We start from the raw sequence: 18,817 nt of genomic DNA, 5'->3' as shown, positions 1-18,817 counted from the left end.
TAAACCCGCCTGCCGCTGCCGCACGGGTGCCGGAGGCCAGGTCTTCTTTATATTCGAAACCGGGTTCGCGCAGATGGACATGAATATCTATAAATCCGGGGCACACTATTTTTCCGGCTGCATCCAGGGTTTCTGCATCCTTAGACTTGAGGCTCTTGCCCACCCTGGTTATTTTGCCGTCTTCCACCAGAATGTCCAATAGCTCGTCCCGCTTATTTTCGGGATCTATCACCCGCCCGCCTTTAACCAGCAATTTCATCTTTGGAACCCCCCATCATCAGGAATAGAATGGCCATTCTCACTGCCACTCCGTTTGTCACCTGTTCGTTGATCAAAGCCTGCGTGCTGTCGGCCAGGGCGCTGGAAATTTCCACCCCCCGGTTCATGGGACCGGGGTGCAGGATCAGGGCATCCTCCTGGGCGCCTTTGAGGCGCTGCGGATTGACCATGTAGAGGTCGGCATATTCATCCAGGGAGGGAAACAATGCGGCCTGCTGCCGTTCCCGCTGTATGCGCAGGATGTTGACCACATCAGCTCCTTTAACCGCTTCTTCCAGGCTATAATAGCTTTTTACCCCCAGCTTCTCCACTTCTGGAGGAATTAGTGTGGAAGGCCCCACAACTCGAATCTCGCAGCCGTACCGGGTTAGTCCGTAGATATTGGAGCGGGCCACCCGGCTGTGGAGTATATCTCCCACGATAGCGACCTTCAGATTTTCCAGGGTGCCTTTGTGCTCTTTGATGGTGAACATATCCAGCAAGGCCTGGGTAGGGTGTTCGTTCTGTCCGTCGCCGGCATTGACGACTCGCATATTAGTGTTGCGGGCTGCGTAATGGGGAGCCCCGCTCATGCTGTGGCGCATTACCATAAGATCGAAGCCCATCACCTCAATGGTCTTGATGGTATCGCGCAGGCTCTCTCCCTTCTGCACGCTGCTGGTACTCACTGCCAGATTGACGGTATCCGCGCTCAGGTATTTGCCCGCAATCTCAAATGAGGTGCGGGTGCGGGTGCTGTTCTCATAAAAAATGGTCACCATGGCTTTCCCTCTAAGGGTGGGAACCTTTTTGATATCGCGTTTGATTACGTCCTTCATGGGCACCGCAGTATTCAGAATCTGATCAATTTCAGCCCTGCTCAGATCCTTGATGCCCAGCAAGTCTTTCCTCCGGTCCAGTTTCACCTTAACGCCTCCTTATTACCTAGCCTTACCTATCAACTAGCGCACAACTCCCCGGCCGGTTTGAGTTTTTTCCTTAAGCTACGCCAGAGTATTCAGCCGCTTATAGCGAATGAGTCCTTCAGATGTCAAGCCGGCCGCCCGACTGCCTTAGAAGACCTCTCTCCGTTTGGCGGGTCGTCTTTGTTTTCCCTGTTAATCCTTGGCCTCCTTATATGCAGGCACAAAAAAACCTTCCTTGTGATGCTGCAAGGAAGGTTCCGCTTCGGCTGAGGCTTTCTCCCTTGCTGGCCTCTCGGGACCAATTTAAAGGGATGTTATTTATGTTTCCGCTACCGGTTCTTGTATTACCACTTTATCTGTTCCATCGATCTCCGCCACCAGAACCGATACAATTTCTTGAGCGGAGGTGGGAACATTTTTTCCTATGTAATCCGCTTTGATGGGCAGCTCCCGGTGGCCTCTGTCCACCAAAACCGCCAGTTGAATGCGCCGCGGCCGGCCCAGGTCTATCAAGGCATCCATGGCCGCCCTCACGGTTCGCCCGGTGTATAGGACATCGTCTACCAGGATAATCACCTTGCCGTTGATGTCAAAGTCAACCTCGGTGCGATGCACCATGGGCTGGGTGGAAAGGGTAGTCAGGTCGTCCCGGTACAGGGTGATATCTAAAATGCCCACCGGCACCTTGACGCTCTCTATCTCTCCGATGCGTTCGGCCAGTCGCTGTGCCAGCGGTCCCCCGCGGCGGCGGATGCCTACCACCACCAGGTCTTCAACTCCCTTGTTCTTCTCTACGACCTCATGGGCGATACGAGTCAGGGCCCTTTTCATCCCAACCTGGTCCATAATCACGTTTTTATCCCGCAGGTTCAAGCCTTATCCCTCCTGATCCTCCGCCAAATAAAAAGCCTGCCACGGTCCGCAAGACTCAAGGCAGGCATACCTAACGCGTTTAATCCTTGCTAGCCTCACGGGGCCAACTTAAAGGCTCTTAAGCAATTGTAATCAAACCCGGGTAGTGTGTCAAATCTTTTCCTCGTCTCTTGAGGGGCTCACAGCAGTCCTCCCAGGACATGGTAGAAGTCGGCCAGGATCTCGTCCCAGCTGCGGGAACGAGCGTGCTCCAGGGCTCCTCGGGCCAGGGTCCGGCGCATCTCTGCCCGGGTCATGAGGAGTTCGATCTGCCCGGCCATATCAAAGGCATCACCGGGTTTGAAGGCCAGACCGTTTTGGCCCGGCAGCAGATTGTCCTCCACCCCGCCGGCCAAGGCGGCCACCACCGGCAGTCCGGAAGCCATGGCTTCAAGTACGACATTGCCGAAAGTTTCGGTCACCGAAGGGAAAACAAATATATCCGCCGAAGCGTAGAGATCGTAAAGCTCCTGTCCGCGCTGGTAACCAAGAAACAATATATTTTCAATATTAAGTTCTTCCAGCTTGTGGCGCGAGGGGCCGTCCCCCACCATCAGCAGTTTATACTCCAGACCGCGCCGGTTGAGCAGGCCGGCGGCCTCCATTAAGACCTCCAGATCCTTTTCCGGAGCAATGCGCCCTACATAGAGGAGTATGATCCCCTCAGACCCGGAAACATAACGTGAGCGCAGTTCCTCGCTGCGATAAAGCGGGTTAAAAAGCTCACTGTCGATGCCATGCGGGCAATGCCTCAAGTTCGGAATACCGTGCTCCTCCAGCAGGCGCAGGGTGCTTACCGATGGACTGAAATTCACCAGACAGCGGTTGTGAAACCAGCGCAGGTAACGCCAGCCTGGTCTTTCCAGGAAAGGCATCCCGTAATAACGCAAATACTGCACAAAGTTGGTGTGATAGGTAGAGGTCAAAGGCAGATCATGGCGCAGGGCGTATTTCATCCCCTGCCAGCCCAGTGAAAATTCAGTGGCCAGATGCACCATATCGGGCCTGAACTCATTCAGTATCTTTTCTATCTTATGATAGCCGGGCATGGTTATGAGCAGTTCCGGATAAAGCGGGAACTTGGCGCCTCCAAAAGTAAAAACCCCGGGTTCTGCTGCATCCCCAGGAACAAAATACAGGTATTCTATGTCATTTTGCTTCATGTAATCTTTCATTTTACCCAGGATTACGCTAACCCCGTTTACCTGGGGGAAATAAGTATCTGAAAAAACCGCTATACGCATGACAATTATAGGCCCTTTACATTTAATATTATTTGCGGTTATAAGACCATATAGAACGATGCCAGAGCTATTCCCACCCCGGCCAAAACATCACTGGGATAATGCGCTCCCAGATAAACCCGGGAAACTCCTACCAGAGCGGACATTCCCAATACCAGCGGGGCCATATCCGGCACTACATAAGACACCGGCAAAGCCAGCGCAAAGGCCGCACAGGTATGTCCCGAAGGAAAGGAACGTTTGGAAGTCGGCGGCTTATTGGCGATGATATCTTCCAACACCTTGAAGGGCCGCTCCCTGTAAACCATGAATTTAATGGTATGCACCAGTATCTGGCTAATGATCAGCACCATGGCCATATCCTGGCCCAGGTCGATCAAGTAGGGGTGATCTGACAGCAGCAGAATCAAAGGCACTGCCACAATTGCCGGCAAAGAGCCCAGGTTGGTGAGAATCTGCATAATGATGTCCAGGACCCGGCATTTATAGTGCTGATTGATAAAATAGAGCAGTTTCAACTCCCGCCCCCGGAAATAGCCGATAATAGAATTCAATGGTATTCTCCTTCCCCAACCCCGATGCCATGTCCTAAGATTTTAACTAAGATAGGGTTTTTCATTATATGAAACACCCCGCCAAAATATCCCCATATCAAGAGCATCACTTATTATATTACCTAATTCGACTTCGCTTGTAACTGTTTTTTTGGATGCCGGGGGTGACAAATGGGGCCGGTTCTTTTTGGTCATCCATTTGTCACCGTCACGCAGCGTTATCCCCGCAGGGCTGACAGGAATTGTACAAATTCAGCGGGCGGGTCGGAGGTGAATTCCAGGTATTCACCGCTCTCGGGATGATGGAAGCCTAAAAGACAGGCATGCAGCAGCTGGGAATTGACCCCCGGAGGTGCTTTACGGGAAGTATAGAGGGGATCTCCCACCACGGGATGCTTTATATACTGCATATGCACTCGGATCTGATGGGTGCGCCCGGTTAGCAGCTTTACCTTTAACAGGGTATAATCTTTAAACCGCTCTAAAACCTGGTACTGGCTGATGGCGGGACGTCCATCGGCTGTCACCGCCATTTTTTTGCGGTCAGTTTTGCTTCTGCCGATGGGCGCGTCGATAGTTCCCAGGTTCTCCTTTATGACCCCATAAACTAAAGCCAGGTATTGGCGTTCAATGGTGTGCGCCTTTATCTGCTCCGCCAGGGCACGGTGCGCCGCATCATTTTTAGCCGCCACCATCACCCCCGAGGTATCTTTATCCAGGCGATGGACTATGCCCGGCCGCAACTCGCCGTTGATACCGGAGAGGTCTTTGACATGATAAAGCAGGGCATTCACCAGGGTATGCTCCCAGTTGCCGTGCGCGGGATGCACTACCAAGCCTTTAGGTTTGTTGAATACTACCACATTACTGTCCTGATAGACAATCTCCAAGGGGATGTCTTCAGCCTGCAAATCGACTGCGGCCGGCGGCGGCACTTCCACCGCCACTACTTCTCCGGACTTGATTTTGTAGCTGGCCTTGCGAACCTCTCCATCCACCCAGACCCGGCCATCCCCGATCAATTTCTGCGCCTGTGAGCGCGATAAACACTCCATACGCTCCGCCACAAAAGCGTCCAGGCGTTCACCCTCAAGATCCTCATCCACCCGCCAAGTGGTTTTATCGTTCATTGCTTTGACCATCCTTATCCCACCAGATAAAATAGGCCACCAGCAGAATGCCGCCCATTACGATGGCTATATCAGCCACATTGAATACCGGCCAGAACCGGAAGTCGATGAAATCGACGACATGGCCCTGCCGGTATCGGTCCAGAAGATTCCCGGCGGCTCCCCCGGCCATCATTCCGGTAATAAGCTGCAGGAGGGGCTGCGGTTTGGCAAAAAGATTATATGCCATTAACGCCACCACCACAACAACTGCGGCCGCCATAAAGTAAATGGTCTGCCCCTGCATGATACTGAATGCGGCCCCGCGATTGAACACATGGGTAAACCACATCACTCCGGGCCAGACCTCCACACTCTGTCCGGGCGCGATTTTAACCGCCACCATCCATTTACTCCACTGATCTAACAGCAGGACAGCTGCCATACATAACCAGAATCGCACTTTAATCCTCCATAGTCCTGTAAATTGCGTATCTATCATTTTACGCCACCCCGCCGGGCAAAACAACCCGCCCGCCTTTTAAACTGCGGGTATTCCGGAAGGCTAGAGTCGGCCCGGCCTGGGTTATACTAAATTGCAGGGAGGTGCAAACCATGTACGCAATCTATTTCTACCGGGTTTATGAAACCGGATGCGAAGAAATCGATCTTAATCAAGTAGAGCGATCCTGGGGCGGGGAACACGGTCTGGCCAGGCACCGATTGATCCGTATCAATCCCAAATCGATTCATATGGAGGTCCCCCCTCTGGTCTTGAAGTTAGGGGCGCAGGAAATGCTATGGAGCGGCGGAAAACTGAGCCTTGAATGTCAGGCCAGGATTTATGATATCGGAGCGGTCAGCTTGTGTTTAAAATATCAGAATGATGACTCCCTGCCCCATATCGAAAATGTCGCCCTGGACTTCGCGGCTCAGAAAAGCCTGGAAGATGTTTTTGGCAACTGCCTGACACAACTGCAAAGCCTGTTAAAGGCGGTTCTACCCTGTGTAAGCATTGAGGCCGCTTTTTATGAAGACTACACTATCTATCATATTGAAAGTCCTGAACAAATAAGTGATGCAGCAGCTTTATTGATGGGCGAGCAGGCTGATTTCAGTTCACAGCTCCGGGATCAGATTATGAAAAACCGCCTCAGCTATAGCCAGGACGACTTCGTCATCGTTACCTGGGATACCGCCTTGATCTGTGACCGCGAGGACCCGGCTGATTTGCGCGATTTGATAGAATTCGCCAATGTGCAGCTCCTGGAACTGAGATATTACGGAGATATTCTAACCCGGCATATGGATCGCATGTACGATGACATCCAAAAGGTGGACAAAGACTCCAGTTTTAAACGCAGCCGTCAGTATCGGCGCATTATGAGCCGCTTGATGGAATTCATCGCTGAAATCAGTGAAGTCGCCGAGAGAATAGACAACTTTATCAAGATTACCGAAGACATCTATTATGCCCGGGTCTATCAGATGACTTTAAAGGTTCTGCGCGCCGAGCAGTGGAGTGAGAGTGTCAACCGCAGACTGCAGGTGATACAGCAGAATTATGCCTTGCTTAGTAATGAGGTCAATGTTCAGCACTCCAATTTCCTGGAGTGGATCATCATCATCCTCATCGCCCTGGAGTTCAGCTTTACCATTATAGAAACCCTGTGGTAAACGTAAGACCCAAGGGAAGCTGCTATTAAACAGGCGCCCCTTGGGTCAAACGTCCCTCTTCTCCTCTTCTTATGCTATATTAAGCGGATCATGCCCCCGCTGAACTGGTCTTCGTGAGGAATAGTCTGAATTTCAGCGCTGGCCGTTAGCTTGCTGCCATCCTTGCCGATCCACTCCATAGATTCCACCCCGGCCTGGTTAGCCAGCAATTTAGCCTGCTCATCGTCGCCTAATACTATTGCCAGGGCTTTACCTACCAGCTGGGCGGGTTTTTCATAACCCAGCCATTCAGCCATGGCCCCGGTCACGGCGTCTATATTCCCTTTGCTGTCATAAGTCAATACCTTTGCCCCAAGGCTGTTTAAGGCCGCGATCAATTGCTTGCCCTGGGCTTCGGATTGGCGCAGCCAGTTTTTGTGATTCTGCAGTATAATATAACGTTCGGTTACATCGCGCAGGCATTCTATGGCTCCCAAGAGCTTGCCGCCCTCGTTGTACCAGGGCATCGCCCGGCCCCATAGATTCCGCCCCTGACCCCGCAGTTTAGGGGTTTTGAACTCGCTGATAACGGTATAATCATCAACTTCAATGACCTTGTAATACTGCTTGACCTCCTCCGGCCTTAGAACCAGGTCTACCATAATAGGACGCCTGCTTTCGTAGAAGGCCAAGGCGTACTCAAAATCGCCCTTACCCAGCATATCGTTGGCTTTGATGCCGGTGAGGCGCTCCATGGCTTTGTTCCAGACCACCACTTTGCCCTCCATATCGATGGCCATAGTGGCATCAGGAAGGCAATCCGCCAGGCCTTTTAAGTCCTGTTCGGACGTAATCAGGCGGCTCATCTCTTCCTTAATGCGCGTTATGCTGCGGGCAATCCCCTGCACCGCAACAATTTTGCCATTGGCATAAAGCGGCCAGATGCTCACGTCCAGATAAGTCTGGGTATCCCACTTGGTTATAATCTTTATTTCATAGCTGATATGACGGCCCGGAGCCAGGCGCTGGTATTGAAAACCGCGCAGCAAATCCAGGCTTTCATTATCTGCCAGTTCCTGAATATTCATACGCACCAGTTCGGCTACCGAATAACCGGTAATGCGCTCCGCCGCGGGGTTGACCGATATCAAGTTGCCGCCCAAATCGTGCACAAAGATCATGTCACTGGCATTATGGAAGAAATCCTCATAGGTATCCCGGGAATGGCGCAGCTTCTCTCCCGCCAGTTTGACCGGATTGATATCACGTACGGCTGCCATCAGGCGGGTACGATCTTCAAAAACCACGCGCTTGGACTTGACCTCGATCCAGAACACCCGGCCATTGCGGTCGCGCATCCTCCACTCCATGGATTGTGCGCGGGAGTCTGAAGACATACGCAGCCAGCGTTTAAACTCTTCACCGCTGTAGGGCGGCTCTTCCGGACACAGATTCCCGATATTGAGCCGCACCAATTCCTCGCGGCTATAGCCAAACATCTCACAGGCGGAACGGTTCATGTGTAAAATGTCGGTAGTGTAGGTATCCAAGAGAAAGATTGAATCCCAGGCTTCGTCAAATACCTCATGATATTTGCTGCCTAATTCCTGGGCTACAGCCTCAAAGCGCCGGGCGGCGCTCACATCGTCAAATATAGACACCAGCCCGTCCGGGGTGGTATAGATGCGCTCGATGAAAAAACGATGGCTGACCTTGCTTTCCACCGTTCCCATCTGGCCGGTTTCCAATACCTGCATATAAGCGTCCTGGGTATTGCTGCCAACCAATTCCGGAAGGACTTCCGGCCATTTATGCCCAATGATATCATCGACCGCCTGACCTGCTAAACGAGCATAGGCGGGATTACAATAAACTATCTGCAGGTCTTTGTTGATAGCTACCAGTGGAGATTCGATGCAGTCCAGGAAGTTTCTGTATCGCACCATGTGTTTCAGCTCCTCTTCCAACCAAATCAATCAAAGCTATCTATACAGATTTACTTTCAAAATGTAATACGTTTAATGAGATTATATATAATATAACATCCTTTTCGACTGTTTCAAGAAATAATCCTGCTGCCCAGACAATTTTTAATTTTGCCCGGTATTATCACGATAACGGCTTCAAAAGCCTCCGGGCCTTATCCTGATTTAAAATCAGGCAGGCCCGGAGATTGAATATTCATCAGCGATATTGTTGCAAGAGTTTGCTGTTAAAATACGGGCCCAGAATCTCCTGCCACTGTTTGTCGTTAACTGCTTGCGCATGGGTATAGAGCATGCTCAGATGTTCAGTCTCGGCCGGGAGGTAATGATACCAGAGCTGGCTGCGCTGATACTGCAACAGGTTTTCCTCGCTGTTTTCGGGCAGAACGTACAGCTCATAGTTCTTTGTATCTTTATAAAAGGTGTCTTTGAATTGTACCGTGAAAGAGAAGTTGCCGTATTCCATGGGGATGCCCTTGATGACCCCGTCCGCCAATTCCAATCCGGCCGGCAGACGTCCGGAGGAGATCTTCCAATCACGGACTCCATAGCCCCCATAAGCTAACAGGTCCACCCGGTAAGGGGTTCCTTTCAGCCCGTCTGGAAGCGATTCCACGAATAAACCGGGCGGGACGTTGCTCCCCACCTTGAACTTCACAATATATGCCGGTGGTTCAAGGTTGCTTTTGCTGCCGGCAGAAATTACAGCCTCGCCATCGCCCACCTGCCACAACGGATTCAAGCTGCCGCCGGCTGCCGGTTGGCCTTGCTGATCGCTGAAAGAAAAGAGCTGTGTATTGCTGGAACGCCATTGCACATAATCATTGACATTCAAGCCGGTGTTCTCCCCAAAGAATCTCAATTCGTAGGCGGCCTTCTCCCCTCGCGCCAGGTGGCGCTGGCCTCCGGCGAGCTCGGTATGCTGGCGCAAAAGGGCGCGGGTATGGTTCAAGCTGCCCTGGCCATCGGCATCGATCACCCGGGATAAACTATTTTGTATGGAAAGAAGGGTGTCGAAACTCCAGCCCATACCATCCAGGGCTTGGGTAAACCACAGGTAGGGCTCTTCTTTGCATACCTCCTGCCAGGCCCTGATGCTGTAAATATCCATCAGCATTCTGGCTTCGGTTTCACTGCTGCCGTAGCCTTTCAGCAGCTCATTGCCATGTGCCGTTAAAATGCGCAGCCGTTCCGTATCAACCCGGTTAATCAGGTTCAGAAATTGCTCGGGCTTGACATCTCTTCCGAACAAATGTTGCATTTGCGGAAATTCCCGCTGCCTCCAGGCAGACAGAGCCCCTTGCAGTTCATCATAACTGCTGGCGTACTGTATTGGCCCCAGGGCCGTGCCTATGGATTTTAACGCGGTGTAGGCCCGTTTGGCCTGAGCCGCCGAAGCGGGGGCCAGTACTTTGGCCATCATGTGGCCGCTATCGGCGTAATCATCGCCCTTAAAGATCCTGAAATTCACGCTGGCGGCAGTATCAAAATAATAAGGAGGCACGCCTACCTGGCCATCAGTCCCGACCAACTCAGGTTTGCTGGTATTCATTATCTTAATGCCGTAGCCCGCGGGGATTTGCGGAAATACAAAGCGCTCGCCATACTGCACCGGTATCTGCTCTTCGGTAATGGAATCTGCTATCAGCCGGGCATTCAGGGCTATAGGAGCATAAATTCCCGGCTTGGTGATTCGCCCCAGAGCATAGCAGTTCCCGTTTTGCTTCACTACAGTTGAGCCCGGGACCATCTCCCAGGCCGGCCAGGGTTGGCGGGTTTGATTGTAATAGGCCAGCACGGCATCTTCACCCTGGCAGGGCATTTTCATCAGCAAGCCACTTTGCCATAATTCGGCCGGTATACCGCTGACATCAAGTCTCAGGACCGGCCCGGCAACGACAATCCCCTGCCTCGCCACCAGGCTGACCGGTGTTGCTGTTGCCGCAGCCCCTGGCGGCACCCCCTGCAGGGAGCTGTTGTAATCAAACTCCACTATACCTCCAACTACGGCACTGGCCGTCCCCGACGCCGCTTCAGCCGCGAGAGCGGTTCCCGGGGCCGCCCAACATAGGAGCAATGCTGTCAGTATGCAGCATATCCATCTTTTCCCGTTCATTCCGTTAACCTCCTTATTATCACATCCGCTACTGAATCCTGGCAATGATCTCCTCAATTGTTATTCCTATGCCCATTGTACCGGTTTTGACCATAGATTGAAACCACCAGGGGCACGGTGTTCTTCAAACGGCTCAATCAGCCATGTATATTAATTTCCGGACAAAAAAAGATGTAAAAAAGAGAAAGAGGGTGCACTCTTTCCCTTTTGATTGACTGGCTTGAGAGACTTGCAGCTACCCGGCCATAATATCGCATACGGCATTTGAAAAGGCTACCGGGTCTTCGATGTTCAACCCCTCGATCAGCAAAGCCTGATTATAAATGACCTCGGTATAGAGTTTTAACCTGTCCTGATCCTCAGTATGCAGCTTCTGCAAAGTTTGAAAAATGGGATGACAGGAATTTATCTCCAGGATTCGTTCTGCCTTGACCTCACGATCTGTTGGCATGCTGTTCAAAATCTTTTCCATCTCCAGCGAGACCATGCCTTCACTGCTCAGACAGACCGGATGGGATTTAAGGCGCTGCGACAGCCTTACAGCTTTAACTTTGCCGCTCAGGGCTTCTTTCATGAAGTCCAGCAAGGGCTGGTATTCCTGGGATTGTTCCTGAGCGGACTGATCGTCGCCCTCATCTTCCAGCCCCAGATCCCCGCTGGAGACTGATTTAAACTCTTTGTCCTCATAAACACGCAAAATCTTGAGCGCAAATTCATCAATTTCATCGGTGAGGTAGAGTATTTCCAGGTCTTTGTCTTTGAGCAGTTCAGTTTGGGGCAGGCGGTCGATGCGATCCACGTTTTCCCCGCTGGCATAGTAAATATACTTCTGTTCAGGCTGCATACGCTCAAAGTATTCAGACATGGTGACCAGCTTCTTCTCTTTAGAAGAATGGAACATCAACAGGGGCAGGAGCATTTCCCGATTAAGTCCGAATTCTCTGTAAATGCCCCACTTCAGTTGCAGCCCGAAATTCTCGTAAAACTTTTCGTAGGTTTCGCGCTGGTTGTTCAGCATGTCCAGCAATTCATTTTTTATCTTTTTCTCCAGATTAGAAGCGATCAATTTTAACTGGCGGTCATGCTGCAGCATTTCCCGGGAGATATTTAAGGATAAATCGGAGGAATCCACCAGGCCGCGCACGAAACTAAAATGGTCCGGCAGCAGGTCGGCGCATTTGTCCATGATCAGAACCCCGTTGGAATAGAGCTGCAGACCTTTCTCATACTCCTTGCTGTAATAGTTGTAGGGGACGCGGGCGGGGATGAACAGCAGGGCGTTATATGTGGCCTTGCCTTCGGTCTTGCTGTGAATGACCCGCAGCGGATTTTCGAAATCGAAGAACTTCTCTTTGTAGAAATAATCATAGTCTTCGTCACTGAGTTCGCTCTTGTTCTTGCGCCAGATAGGTATCATGCTGTTCAGGGTTTCGGTTTCGAAATAGCTTTCGAATTCATCCTCTTTTCCCTCAACCGCTCTCCTCTTCTCCACTTCCATTCTTATGGGATAGCGGATATAATCGGAATATTTCTTAACTATAGAGCGAATCTTGTATTCTTCCAGAAACTCGTCGTAGTTGTCGGTATCGCTGTTATCTTTAAGGGCCAGGATGATATCGGTTCCTACACCTGGCCGGTCGGCCTTATTGATGACATAACCGTCCAGGCCCTCCGATTCCCATTGCAGGGCTTCTTCCTCTCCAAACCTCCGGGTCAGGACCGTCACCCGTTTGCTGACCATAAAAGCGGAATAGAATCCCACCCCGAACTGACCGATGATATCGACATCTTCCACAGCCCCTTCAGTTTCCTGCATAAAGGCCAGTGAACCGCTATTGGCGATGGTTCCCAGGTTACTCTCCAATTCTTCGGCATTCATCCCGATGCCATTATCCGATATAGTGAGAATGCGGTTGTCTTTGTCAAGGGAGATATGAATGGCGAAATCCTCACGCTGCATCCCCACCTGCTGGTCGGTAAGTGAACGGAAATACAGCTTGTCGATGGCATCGCTGGCGTTGGAGATCAGTTCTCTTAAAAAGATTTCCCGGTTGGTGTAAACCGAATTGATCATCAAATCCAGCAGTCGTTTGGATTCGGTCTTAAATTGAATCTTCTCCATAGTTATTCACCTCGATCATTCAATGATTGTACTCTTATTCCAGAGTTTTCAAAATAATTTATACCCCAAATTCGGCAAGAATTCAATATTGGTTAGGCGATATAGGCCGGTCAATAATGCCGCTTGCAGGCCTTGGCAGTCTCTGCCGCCTCAAGGCTGCAAATATTTCAGTATTGCATCTCCTTGGCGTAAAATATGAACCGAGGAGGTCTTTGATCATGAATGCTGAAGCCAAGCGGTTCTTTGCTAAAATGCCCGAAACCCTGCCCCTGTATGAATCGATTGAAGCGGTGCTTTTGAGTTTCCACGACGTAAAGTTTAAAGTGCATAAGACCCAGATATCGTTCTATGCCAAACGACTTTTCGCAGCGGTGTGGCTGCCCATACGCCCTATGAAAAACCGTCCTGACAATTATATAATACTGACCCTGGCCTTGCATCATCGCATTGACAGTCCTCGCATTGCCGAAGTCCTCGAACCGTATCCCCGGCGCTGGACACATCACATAATAATCTCCGACAGCTCCGAAATAGATCCGGAATTGAAGTCCTGGATTGATCAGGCCTATCAGTTTGCGCGAAGCCGTTAGCTTCTCTTGATGCGGTTCTCAACCTCATCAAATAGTTGTATAGTTTAGACATAGGATAAAAAATGAAGAGGAGGAGTAATATGGATATTTTTACTGCCATTAAGGGGAGGCGTTCCTATCGCGGTTACTTGAGCAAGCCGGTGGAGGAGGAAAAGCTGAATGCCATTTTAGAGGCCGGTCAGTGGGCTCCATCGGTGATGAACCTGCAGCCCTGGAAGTTCCTGATAGTAAAGAATCCAGAGATGAAGGCCCGTTTGAAGGTCAGCTGCCAGGAAACCCTGGGTAAGATTTATGAGGCCAGCGGCTGGAAATGGGTGAGCAAATTTAAAATTGACTTCCTGACTGAAGCCCCGGTAATAATTGTGATAGCAGGCGATCCCAAGAAAACCGGGGCAGATCAATTTCTGCCCGGCCGGGGCACCGGCTATGCCTTTTCCTGCTGCGCCGCCATACAGAACATGCATCTGGCCGCACATGCACTGGGTTTGGGCAGCTTATGGTTCAGCCTTTTTGAAACCGATAAAATTAAACAATTGTTAAACATACCCGATGAGCTTGATGTAGTGAGCATGATCGTGTTGGGTTATCCCGCTTCAAGTGCAGCCGCTATTAACAGAAAGCCCCTCGAGGAAATGGTAACATTCATTGACTAATAAAGAGACCGCCCCCAGCTAAAGCTTAAAACGGCCCGCAGTCCGGGCCGTTTTTATCCCCATCGGTTACGCTCGGATATCATTTCCTTGACCAGAAATGTTCTTGCTCAGGCAGGAACGTGACCAGCCAAGCCGGGCTGCCGGTATTCTTGGGATGGCCCAAGGCCATTCTCAGCTTGTAAGACCCGGGCAGGATGAAGATTGCCTGAAAAGGAGAAAGATAAAGTAAGGAAAACAGGCTCGGGTTATTAGGAGGTAAAATATGCAGCAATTACTGGATAGGTTTTTAAGATATGTGAGGATTGATACTCAATCTGCCGAAAATACCGGTACTCATCCCAGCACCCCCGGCCAAATGGAATTAGCCCGCCTCCTGGAGAATGAGCTGCGGCAGTTAGGTTTCAGCAAAATCAGCCTCAGTGATAAAGGCTATTTAATGGCCGAAATACCGGCTAATACGGACAAAAAGCTTCCCACGGCAGGGTTTATTGCCCACCTGGACACCAGTCCGGAGGTAGCGGGTAAAAATGTACAGCCCCGGGTGTTTGCCGGCTACGACGGCCGTGATTTGCTGTTAAATGAGGCTTTAAACCTGACCTTGAAAGTGCAGGATTATCCTGAACTCAGCAATTATCAAGGCCAAACCATCATCACCAGCGACGGGACCACCCTCCTGGGAGCGGATAACAAGGCCGGCATCGCCATAATTATCACCGCATTGGCCGGCATCATGGCTGAGCCGGGTTTTGAACACGGCAAGCTGGCGGTGGCTTTTACCCCCGACGAAGAGATCGGGCAGGGCGCGGACTTTTTTGACGTAGCTGCTTTCGGAGCGGATTTTGCCTATACTGTCGATGGCGGCGCATTGGGAGAACTGGAATACGAAACCTTCAATGCCGCCCTGGCAGTGCTCGACATCAAAGGCTGTAATGTGCATCCGGGCTCGGCCTATATGTGCATGAAAAATGCCATTTTGCTGGCTATGGAACTGAATGCCATGCTGCCTCCCCAGGAGCGTCCGGAATATACCCGTGAATACCAAGGCTTTTACCATCTCAGCCATCTGCAAGGCAGCGTGGAAGAAGCTAAAATGACCTATATAATCAGAAACCATGACCGGTCCAGGTTCGAGGCCAAGAAGGCCTACTTGAAAAGCTGCGTGGATTTCCTTAACGGCAAATACGGCGCATCGACGATCAGCCTCAACATGCAGGATCAGTATTATAACATGAAAGAAAAGATCGAACCGGTATTGCACATAGTGACTCTGGCGGAGCAGGCCATGCTCAAGGAGGGCGTCAATCCTTTGATCAAGCCGGTGCGAGGGGGCACCGACGGCGCCCGGCTGTCCTTTATGGGTCTGCCCTGCCCCAACATCTTCACCGGCGGTCATAATTTTCACAGCCGTTATGAGTTTATCAGCCTGGAATCGATGCAGACCGCAGTCAAAGTCATCACCAGGATGGTTCGACTGCTGGCCGGCTCAGCCTGATAATCGAAAAACCGCAAGCAGACCGATCTCCTTAGCAAACGCCCGCAGATTGCCGGGCGTTTCTTTTTCCCCTATGAGCCGGCATTATCGAGGACAATGTCAGCCCGGACCCATTATGCATTCCCCTTTCCGGCTGGCAGGGGGTTATAATAAATAGATCATGTTCTTCTTCACAGATATTCATCCAGGTCAGATATAGTCTGCTTTTAATCCCGGATATTGAAGCCTTGCGCTTCCTAAATCCGGCTTCAGCTTACCTGTTCCTCAGGGCAGCTGGTTGACGGTTATACCGCCGCCTTTATGGACAATACTCAGCTTATGAAGCGCCTGCCCCAGTCGGGCCTGAGCCTGGCTGCCCTTTTCTTCCCCGATCTTTTCCGGAACCTGACCCTCCTGCTGCCGAACCGGCGCCTGAACCGGTTGGCCCTGGGGGTCGGTCCAGTTCATATTGCCTTTTAATTCCAGAGGATCGGGACCTATAACTGACAACAATACATCGGACTTTGGAGCCAGAATGACATCAACGCTTCCAGCCCCGGTGATGAGCCAATCTTTTTTAAGCTGTGCGTTGACCACTGCCAGAGAAGCCGGTCCATGGGCGATTTCTACCGCTACTTTTTCGGGCAGCACCAGCGAGAAGGTTCCGTGATTATACGCTTCCGCAAAGCCCAGCCTCAGGTACATAGTAGAGCCGCTCCTGCTGGCAGCAACTTGGGTCTGGTTCTGCAGGATCTGTTCGGCCTCCGCTTTGGACTGACTTCGAATTCCGGCTTGTATGTTGCACAGTATGGATTCCCCGGAGCCGGTGCTTACCTCCAGACGGGCGCAGCGTTCCGCTTCAACCACCACTTTTTGAATCCCCTGTTCCACAGCTATTTCACGCTCGCTCTGAACATAGAACCTTTCGGCAGTGATATTCTGCTGTACATAACGGACTAATCCGGTTTCACTGGCGGCCTGCAGGCTCAAGCCAAATGTAACCATGAGCAGAATGATAAAAATGCTGAAAATGTCATATTTGATCGGGCTGCTTTCAGCCCCGGAGAAATAGCTTTGCAGCAATACCTCAACACCCAGTACTATAAAAAGCAAGGGCCACCATTTCAGTGCATAGCCCAAAGCCGAAATACCCTGAATCTGCGCCAAAAGGATTCCGACTCCGCTCAAGACCATGAGCAAACCCATGGAAAACGTACCTACCCGCCACTTCCTCATGGTAATTCCTCCCTGTCAGGACGTTCTGCCGCTTCAATATCCTGATATATTTCGGTCCCGCCTGTTTCGGGCGCGGTATTTTCTTGATCCGCCGCCTTACTCCCCAGCAAAAGCTTGATCCCCCCGGCTATCAACAACAAGGCTACAAAAGTGGTTTCAATATAGCCGCGCAGGCTTGCGTTGAGCAGCGGCTCCAACAGCGGACTCACGATGCGCTGCAGCAATACCAGCAGACCCAGACCGATCAGCCCCCATCCCACTGTTCCGGGATGAGTGGAAAACCAGTCGAACAATATAGATGAATCCAGATAGACTTCCCTCTCATCCTCCAGCATATGATAAATGTCAAATACGCTGTAGAACCAGATTACCGGTATAATAAAGGCTAACAGACTGAGATTCAGCCAGCCCGATAAAATCAGCAAGAGGAAGAATCCGGACATCAATTGAGCGCCTTGTTTCAATAGGCCCAAAAACATATGCCCCGCCCCGGGAATAGTGGAAAAGGCCAGGGCGATCAGTTTGCGGTCACTGATCAAAAACAACCCCGGTTGTGCAGAATCCACACTGTCATTCCCGTCACCATCGCCATACGCACTCTGACCCGCCAGACTCAAAGCTTCCGCCAGGGCGATAAACCATACCAGGGCTATGACGAAGAAAATCAGGGGCATCAGATTGCCGGAAAGAAAATAATGGCCGCTCATGCTGTCAATAAATATCCCGCCTACACAGAGCCCCAGGAAAACTGTGAAAAATACCAGGGCCCGTTGGTGGCACCCCAAATAGAGGTGGCTAAGGCCAGGAATCGGAGATAAAAGAAATACCAGAAACCTGCTCTTTTTTTTCACTGCTCTACCTCCCCTTATTGTATACGTCAATTTCATCCATCCAGCCCGCGGCCTTTTCTCGCAGTTGCGTCGGCCAGTCATAGAAAACCCTCTCATAACTGATGGCTCTGTGTATCTGCGGGTAGAATTCGGGCCAGATCAACCTGCTGCTCAATGATTGCAGGACACCCCCGCCGGTAAGTATGAGGGTCAGGACGGCTGCCGCGGTGTAGTAGGCCAGCAATCTGCCACCGGCAGGCTGCATCTTAGGCTGCTTTTTCCGGCCTGCTTTCTTGACCCGTTCGAGTGTTTGGGCAGTAAAATCAGGGGTTATCAAGGCTTCCGCCCGCTCCAATTCAACCTGCTCGATGCATTCCAGAAAAAGCGCCTGGCATTGTTGGCAGGTCTGTAGATGGGCTTCCATCAAGGATACTTCAGCCCCGTTTGAATGCCGGTTAAAGTTTTGCCATTGTGCTCTGCTGAAATGCTTCATCAGGTTATCTCCTTCCATCGTTCTCGCAGCAGTTTCCTGGCCCGGTACAGGCGGGATTCCGCGGTCTTCAAACTGATGCCTTCTTCCCGGGCGATCTCTTGATAAGACTTGCCTTCAAAATGATACTTAACGATCACCTTGCGGTAACCCGGAGGCAACTCCCGGAACAGGTCTTTCAGTTGGACCTCCCTCTCCCGGCGGAGAACGAATTGCTCCGGATTCAGGTCTGCAGGATAAGGGTTCTTCATTTCACCAGGATGATCCACTATTTCCAATTGCCGGTTTCGTTTGCGCTTCCAATCAATGGCCTTGTTGATGGTAATCTTCCCCACCCAGGCTTTCAGGTGCTCAGGCCGGTACCGGGGCAGAGAATGATAAAGCTGTAGAAAAACCTCCTGGGCTATATCTTGAACATCATCGGGATTGCTGACAAAACGCATAATAATCGCGAAAACATAGGCTTTATACTGATCGATAAAAGATTCGAAGGCCTTCAGGTCACCGGTTATTAAAGGCGTATTTTCTTTTTCATTCCCAACCGTGACCACCCCCCATGCTCTCTCTAATAATAACGATAAAATGAAGCTCAACCCTGCAGGCTGCAAAATATTTTTTGAGAATATCCAGCCTGCTTATAGAGCAAGTGGGGAAGGTTCTTGACT

17 protein-coding genes and 1 pseudogene are annotated in these 18,817 nt (G+C 51.0%); 4 read left to right on the top strand and 14 right to left on the bottom strand.

Annotated elements, in window-relative coordinates; genetic code table 11:
- The 7 genes and pseudogenes from B2633_RS03745 to lspA form a co-directional block, all read right to left on the bottom strand.
- A pseudogene (locus tag B2633_RS03745) lies at positions 1 to 259 on the bottom strand (dihydroorotase); the annotation flags it as partial.
- The gene (locus B2633_RS03740; protein WP_481038441.1) at positions 243 to 1,184 is read right to left on the bottom strand and encodes an aspartate carbamoyltransferase catalytic subunit; all 942 of its coding nucleotides are present in this window, start codon (positions 1,182 to 1,184) and stop codon (positions 243 to 245) included. The gene B2633_RS03740 and the pseudogene B2633_RS03745, both read right to left, overlap by 17 nt.
- A 318-nt stretch (positions 1,185 to 1,502) precedes the next feature.
- Positions 1,503 to 2,057 carry a bifunctional pyr operon transcriptional regulator/uracil phosphoribosyltransferase PyrR gene (pyrR, locus tag B2633_RS03735; protein WP_483169232.1) on the bottom strand — a complete coding sequence of 185 codons (555 nt, stop codon included), beginning with the start codon at positions 2,055 to 2,057 and terminating at the stop codon, positions 1,503 to 1,505.
- Positions 2,058 to 2,236: 179 nt separating this feature from the next.
- Positions 2,237 to 3,340 carry a glycosyltransferase family 4 protein gene (locus tag B2633_RS03730; RefSeq protein WP_483169231.1) on the bottom strand — a complete coding sequence of 368 codons (1,104 nt, stop codon included), beginning with the start codon at positions 3,338 to 3,340 and terminating at the stop codon, positions 2,237 to 2,239.
- 38 nt (positions 3,341 to 3,378) lie between these two features.
- Entirely contained in the window at positions 3,379 to 3,894 is a 516-nt protein-coding gene (locus B2633_RS03725) for a phosphatase PAP2 family protein (protein ID WP_481038438.1), read from the bottom strand.
- 218 nt (positions 3,895 to 4,112) lie between these two features.
- On the bottom strand, positions 4,113 to 5,024 hold the full coding sequence (locus tag B2633_RS03720; RefSeq protein ID WP_483169230.1) for an RluA family pseudouridine synthase: 912 nt from the start codon (positions 5,022 to 5,024) through the stop codon (positions 4,113 to 4,115).
- The gene (gene lspA, locus B2633_RS03715; RefSeq protein WP_483169228.1) at positions 5,014 to 5,466 is read right to left on the bottom strand and encodes a signal peptidase II; all 453 of its coding nucleotides are present in this window, start codon (positions 5,464 to 5,466) and stop codon (positions 5,014 to 5,016) included. The genes B2633_RS03720 and lspA overlap by 11 nt, the downstream gene beginning before the upstream one ends.
- A 152-nt stretch (positions 5,467 to 5,618) precedes the next feature.
- On the opposite strand from lspA, the gene B2633_RS03710 reads away from it, so the two are divergent.
- A complete protein-coding gene (locus tag B2633_RS03710; RefSeq protein WP_483169227.1) occupies positions 5,619 to 6,680 on the top strand; it encodes an RMD1 family protein in 1,062 nt (353 codons plus the stop codon).
- 74 nt (positions 6,681 to 6,754) lie between these two features.
- Here B2633_RS03710 and B2633_RS03705 read toward each other — a convergent pair whose 3' ends face one another.
- The 3 genes from B2633_RS03705 to htpG form a co-directional block, all read right to left on the bottom strand.
- Positions 6,755 to 8,605, bottom strand: coding sequence for a PAS domain-containing protein (locus tag B2633_RS03705; protein WP_483169226.1), 1,851 nt, complete (start codon positions 8,603 to 8,605; stop codon positions 6,755 to 6,757).
- 238 nt (positions 8,606 to 8,843) lie between these two features.
- On the bottom strand, positions 8,844 to 10,760 hold the full coding sequence (locus B2633_RS03700) for a hypothetical protein (protein WP_483169224.1): 1,917 nt from the start codon (positions 10,758 to 10,760) through the stop codon (positions 8,844 to 8,846).
- 235 nt (positions 10,761 to 10,995) lie between these two features.
- Positions 10,996 to 12,882 carry a molecular chaperone HtpG gene (gene htpG / locus B2633_RS03695; RefSeq protein ID WP_483169223.1) on the bottom strand — a complete coding sequence of 629 codons (1,887 nt, stop codon included), beginning with the start codon at positions 12,880 to 12,882 and terminating at the stop codon, positions 10,996 to 10,998.
- A 218-nt stretch (positions 12,883 to 13,100) separates the two neighbouring features.
- Here htpG and B2633_RS03690 point away from each other — a divergent pair, with 218 nt between their 5' ends.
- From B2633_RS03690 to pepT, 3 genes are all read left to right on the top strand, one after another.
- A complete protein-coding gene (locus B2633_RS03690) occupies positions 13,101 to 13,472 on the top strand; it encodes a DUF5655 domain-containing protein (RefSeq protein WP_483169222.1) in 372 nt (123 codons plus the stop codon).
- Between the two features lie 80 nt (positions 13,473 to 13,552).
- Positions 13,553 to 14,125, top strand: a complete 573-nt coding sequence (locus B2633_RS03685) for a nitroreductase family protein (RefSeq protein ID WP_483169220.1) — start codon at positions 13,553 to 13,555, stop codon at positions 14,123 to 14,125.
- Between the two features lie 262 nt (positions 14,126 to 14,387).
- Positions 14,388 to 15,617 carry a peptidase T gene (pepT, locus tag B2633_RS03680; protein WP_483169218.1) on the top strand — a complete coding sequence of 410 codons (1,230 nt, stop codon included), beginning with the start codon at positions 14,388 to 14,390 and terminating at the stop codon, positions 15,615 to 15,617.
- Positions 15,618 to 15,881: 264 nt separating this feature from the next.
- Here pepT and B2633_RS03675 read toward each other — a convergent pair whose 3' ends face one another.
- Genes B2633_RS03675 through B2633_RS03660 form a run of 4 tightly spaced genes read right to left on the bottom strand, consistent with a single transcriptional unit; the run spans position 15,882 to position 18,745 of the window.
- Positions 15,882 to 16,832, bottom strand: coding sequence for a hypothetical protein (locus tag B2633_RS03675; RefSeq protein ID WP_483169216.1), 951 nt, complete (start codon positions 16,830 to 16,832; stop codon positions 15,882 to 15,884).
- Positions 16,829 to 17,683 (bottom strand): hypothetical protein, encoded by an 855-nt coding sequence (locus B2633_RS03670; RefSeq protein ID WP_483169215.1) that lies wholly within the window; start codon positions 17,681 to 17,683, stop codon positions 16,829 to 16,831. Before B2633_RS03670 ends, B2633_RS03675 begins: the two co-directional genes overlap by 4 nt.
- 4 nt (positions 17,684 to 17,687) lie before the next feature.
- The gene (locus B2633_RS03665; protein WP_483169214.1) at positions 17,688 to 18,155 is read right to left on the bottom strand and encodes a hypothetical protein; all 468 of its coding nucleotides are present in this window, start codon (positions 18,153 to 18,155) and stop codon (positions 17,688 to 17,690) included.
- Positions 18,155 to 18,745, bottom strand: a complete 591-nt coding sequence (locus B2633_RS03660; RefSeq protein ID WP_483169213.1) for an RNA polymerase sigma factor — start codon at positions 18,743 to 18,745, stop codon at positions 18,155 to 18,157. The genes B2633_RS03665 and B2633_RS03660 overlap by 1 nt, the downstream gene beginning before the upstream one ends.
- Positions 18,746 to 18,817: the final 72 nt, after the last annotated feature.

It is taken from the genome of Syntrophomonas sp. UBA1041, from assembly GCF_002316705.1.
GTDB lineage: Bacteria > Bacillota > Syntrophomonadia > Syntrophomonadales > Syntrophomonadaceae > DTU019.
Note: the sequence above shows the minus strand (reverse complement) of the source record. Positions and strands in the feature narration are given on the sequence as shown.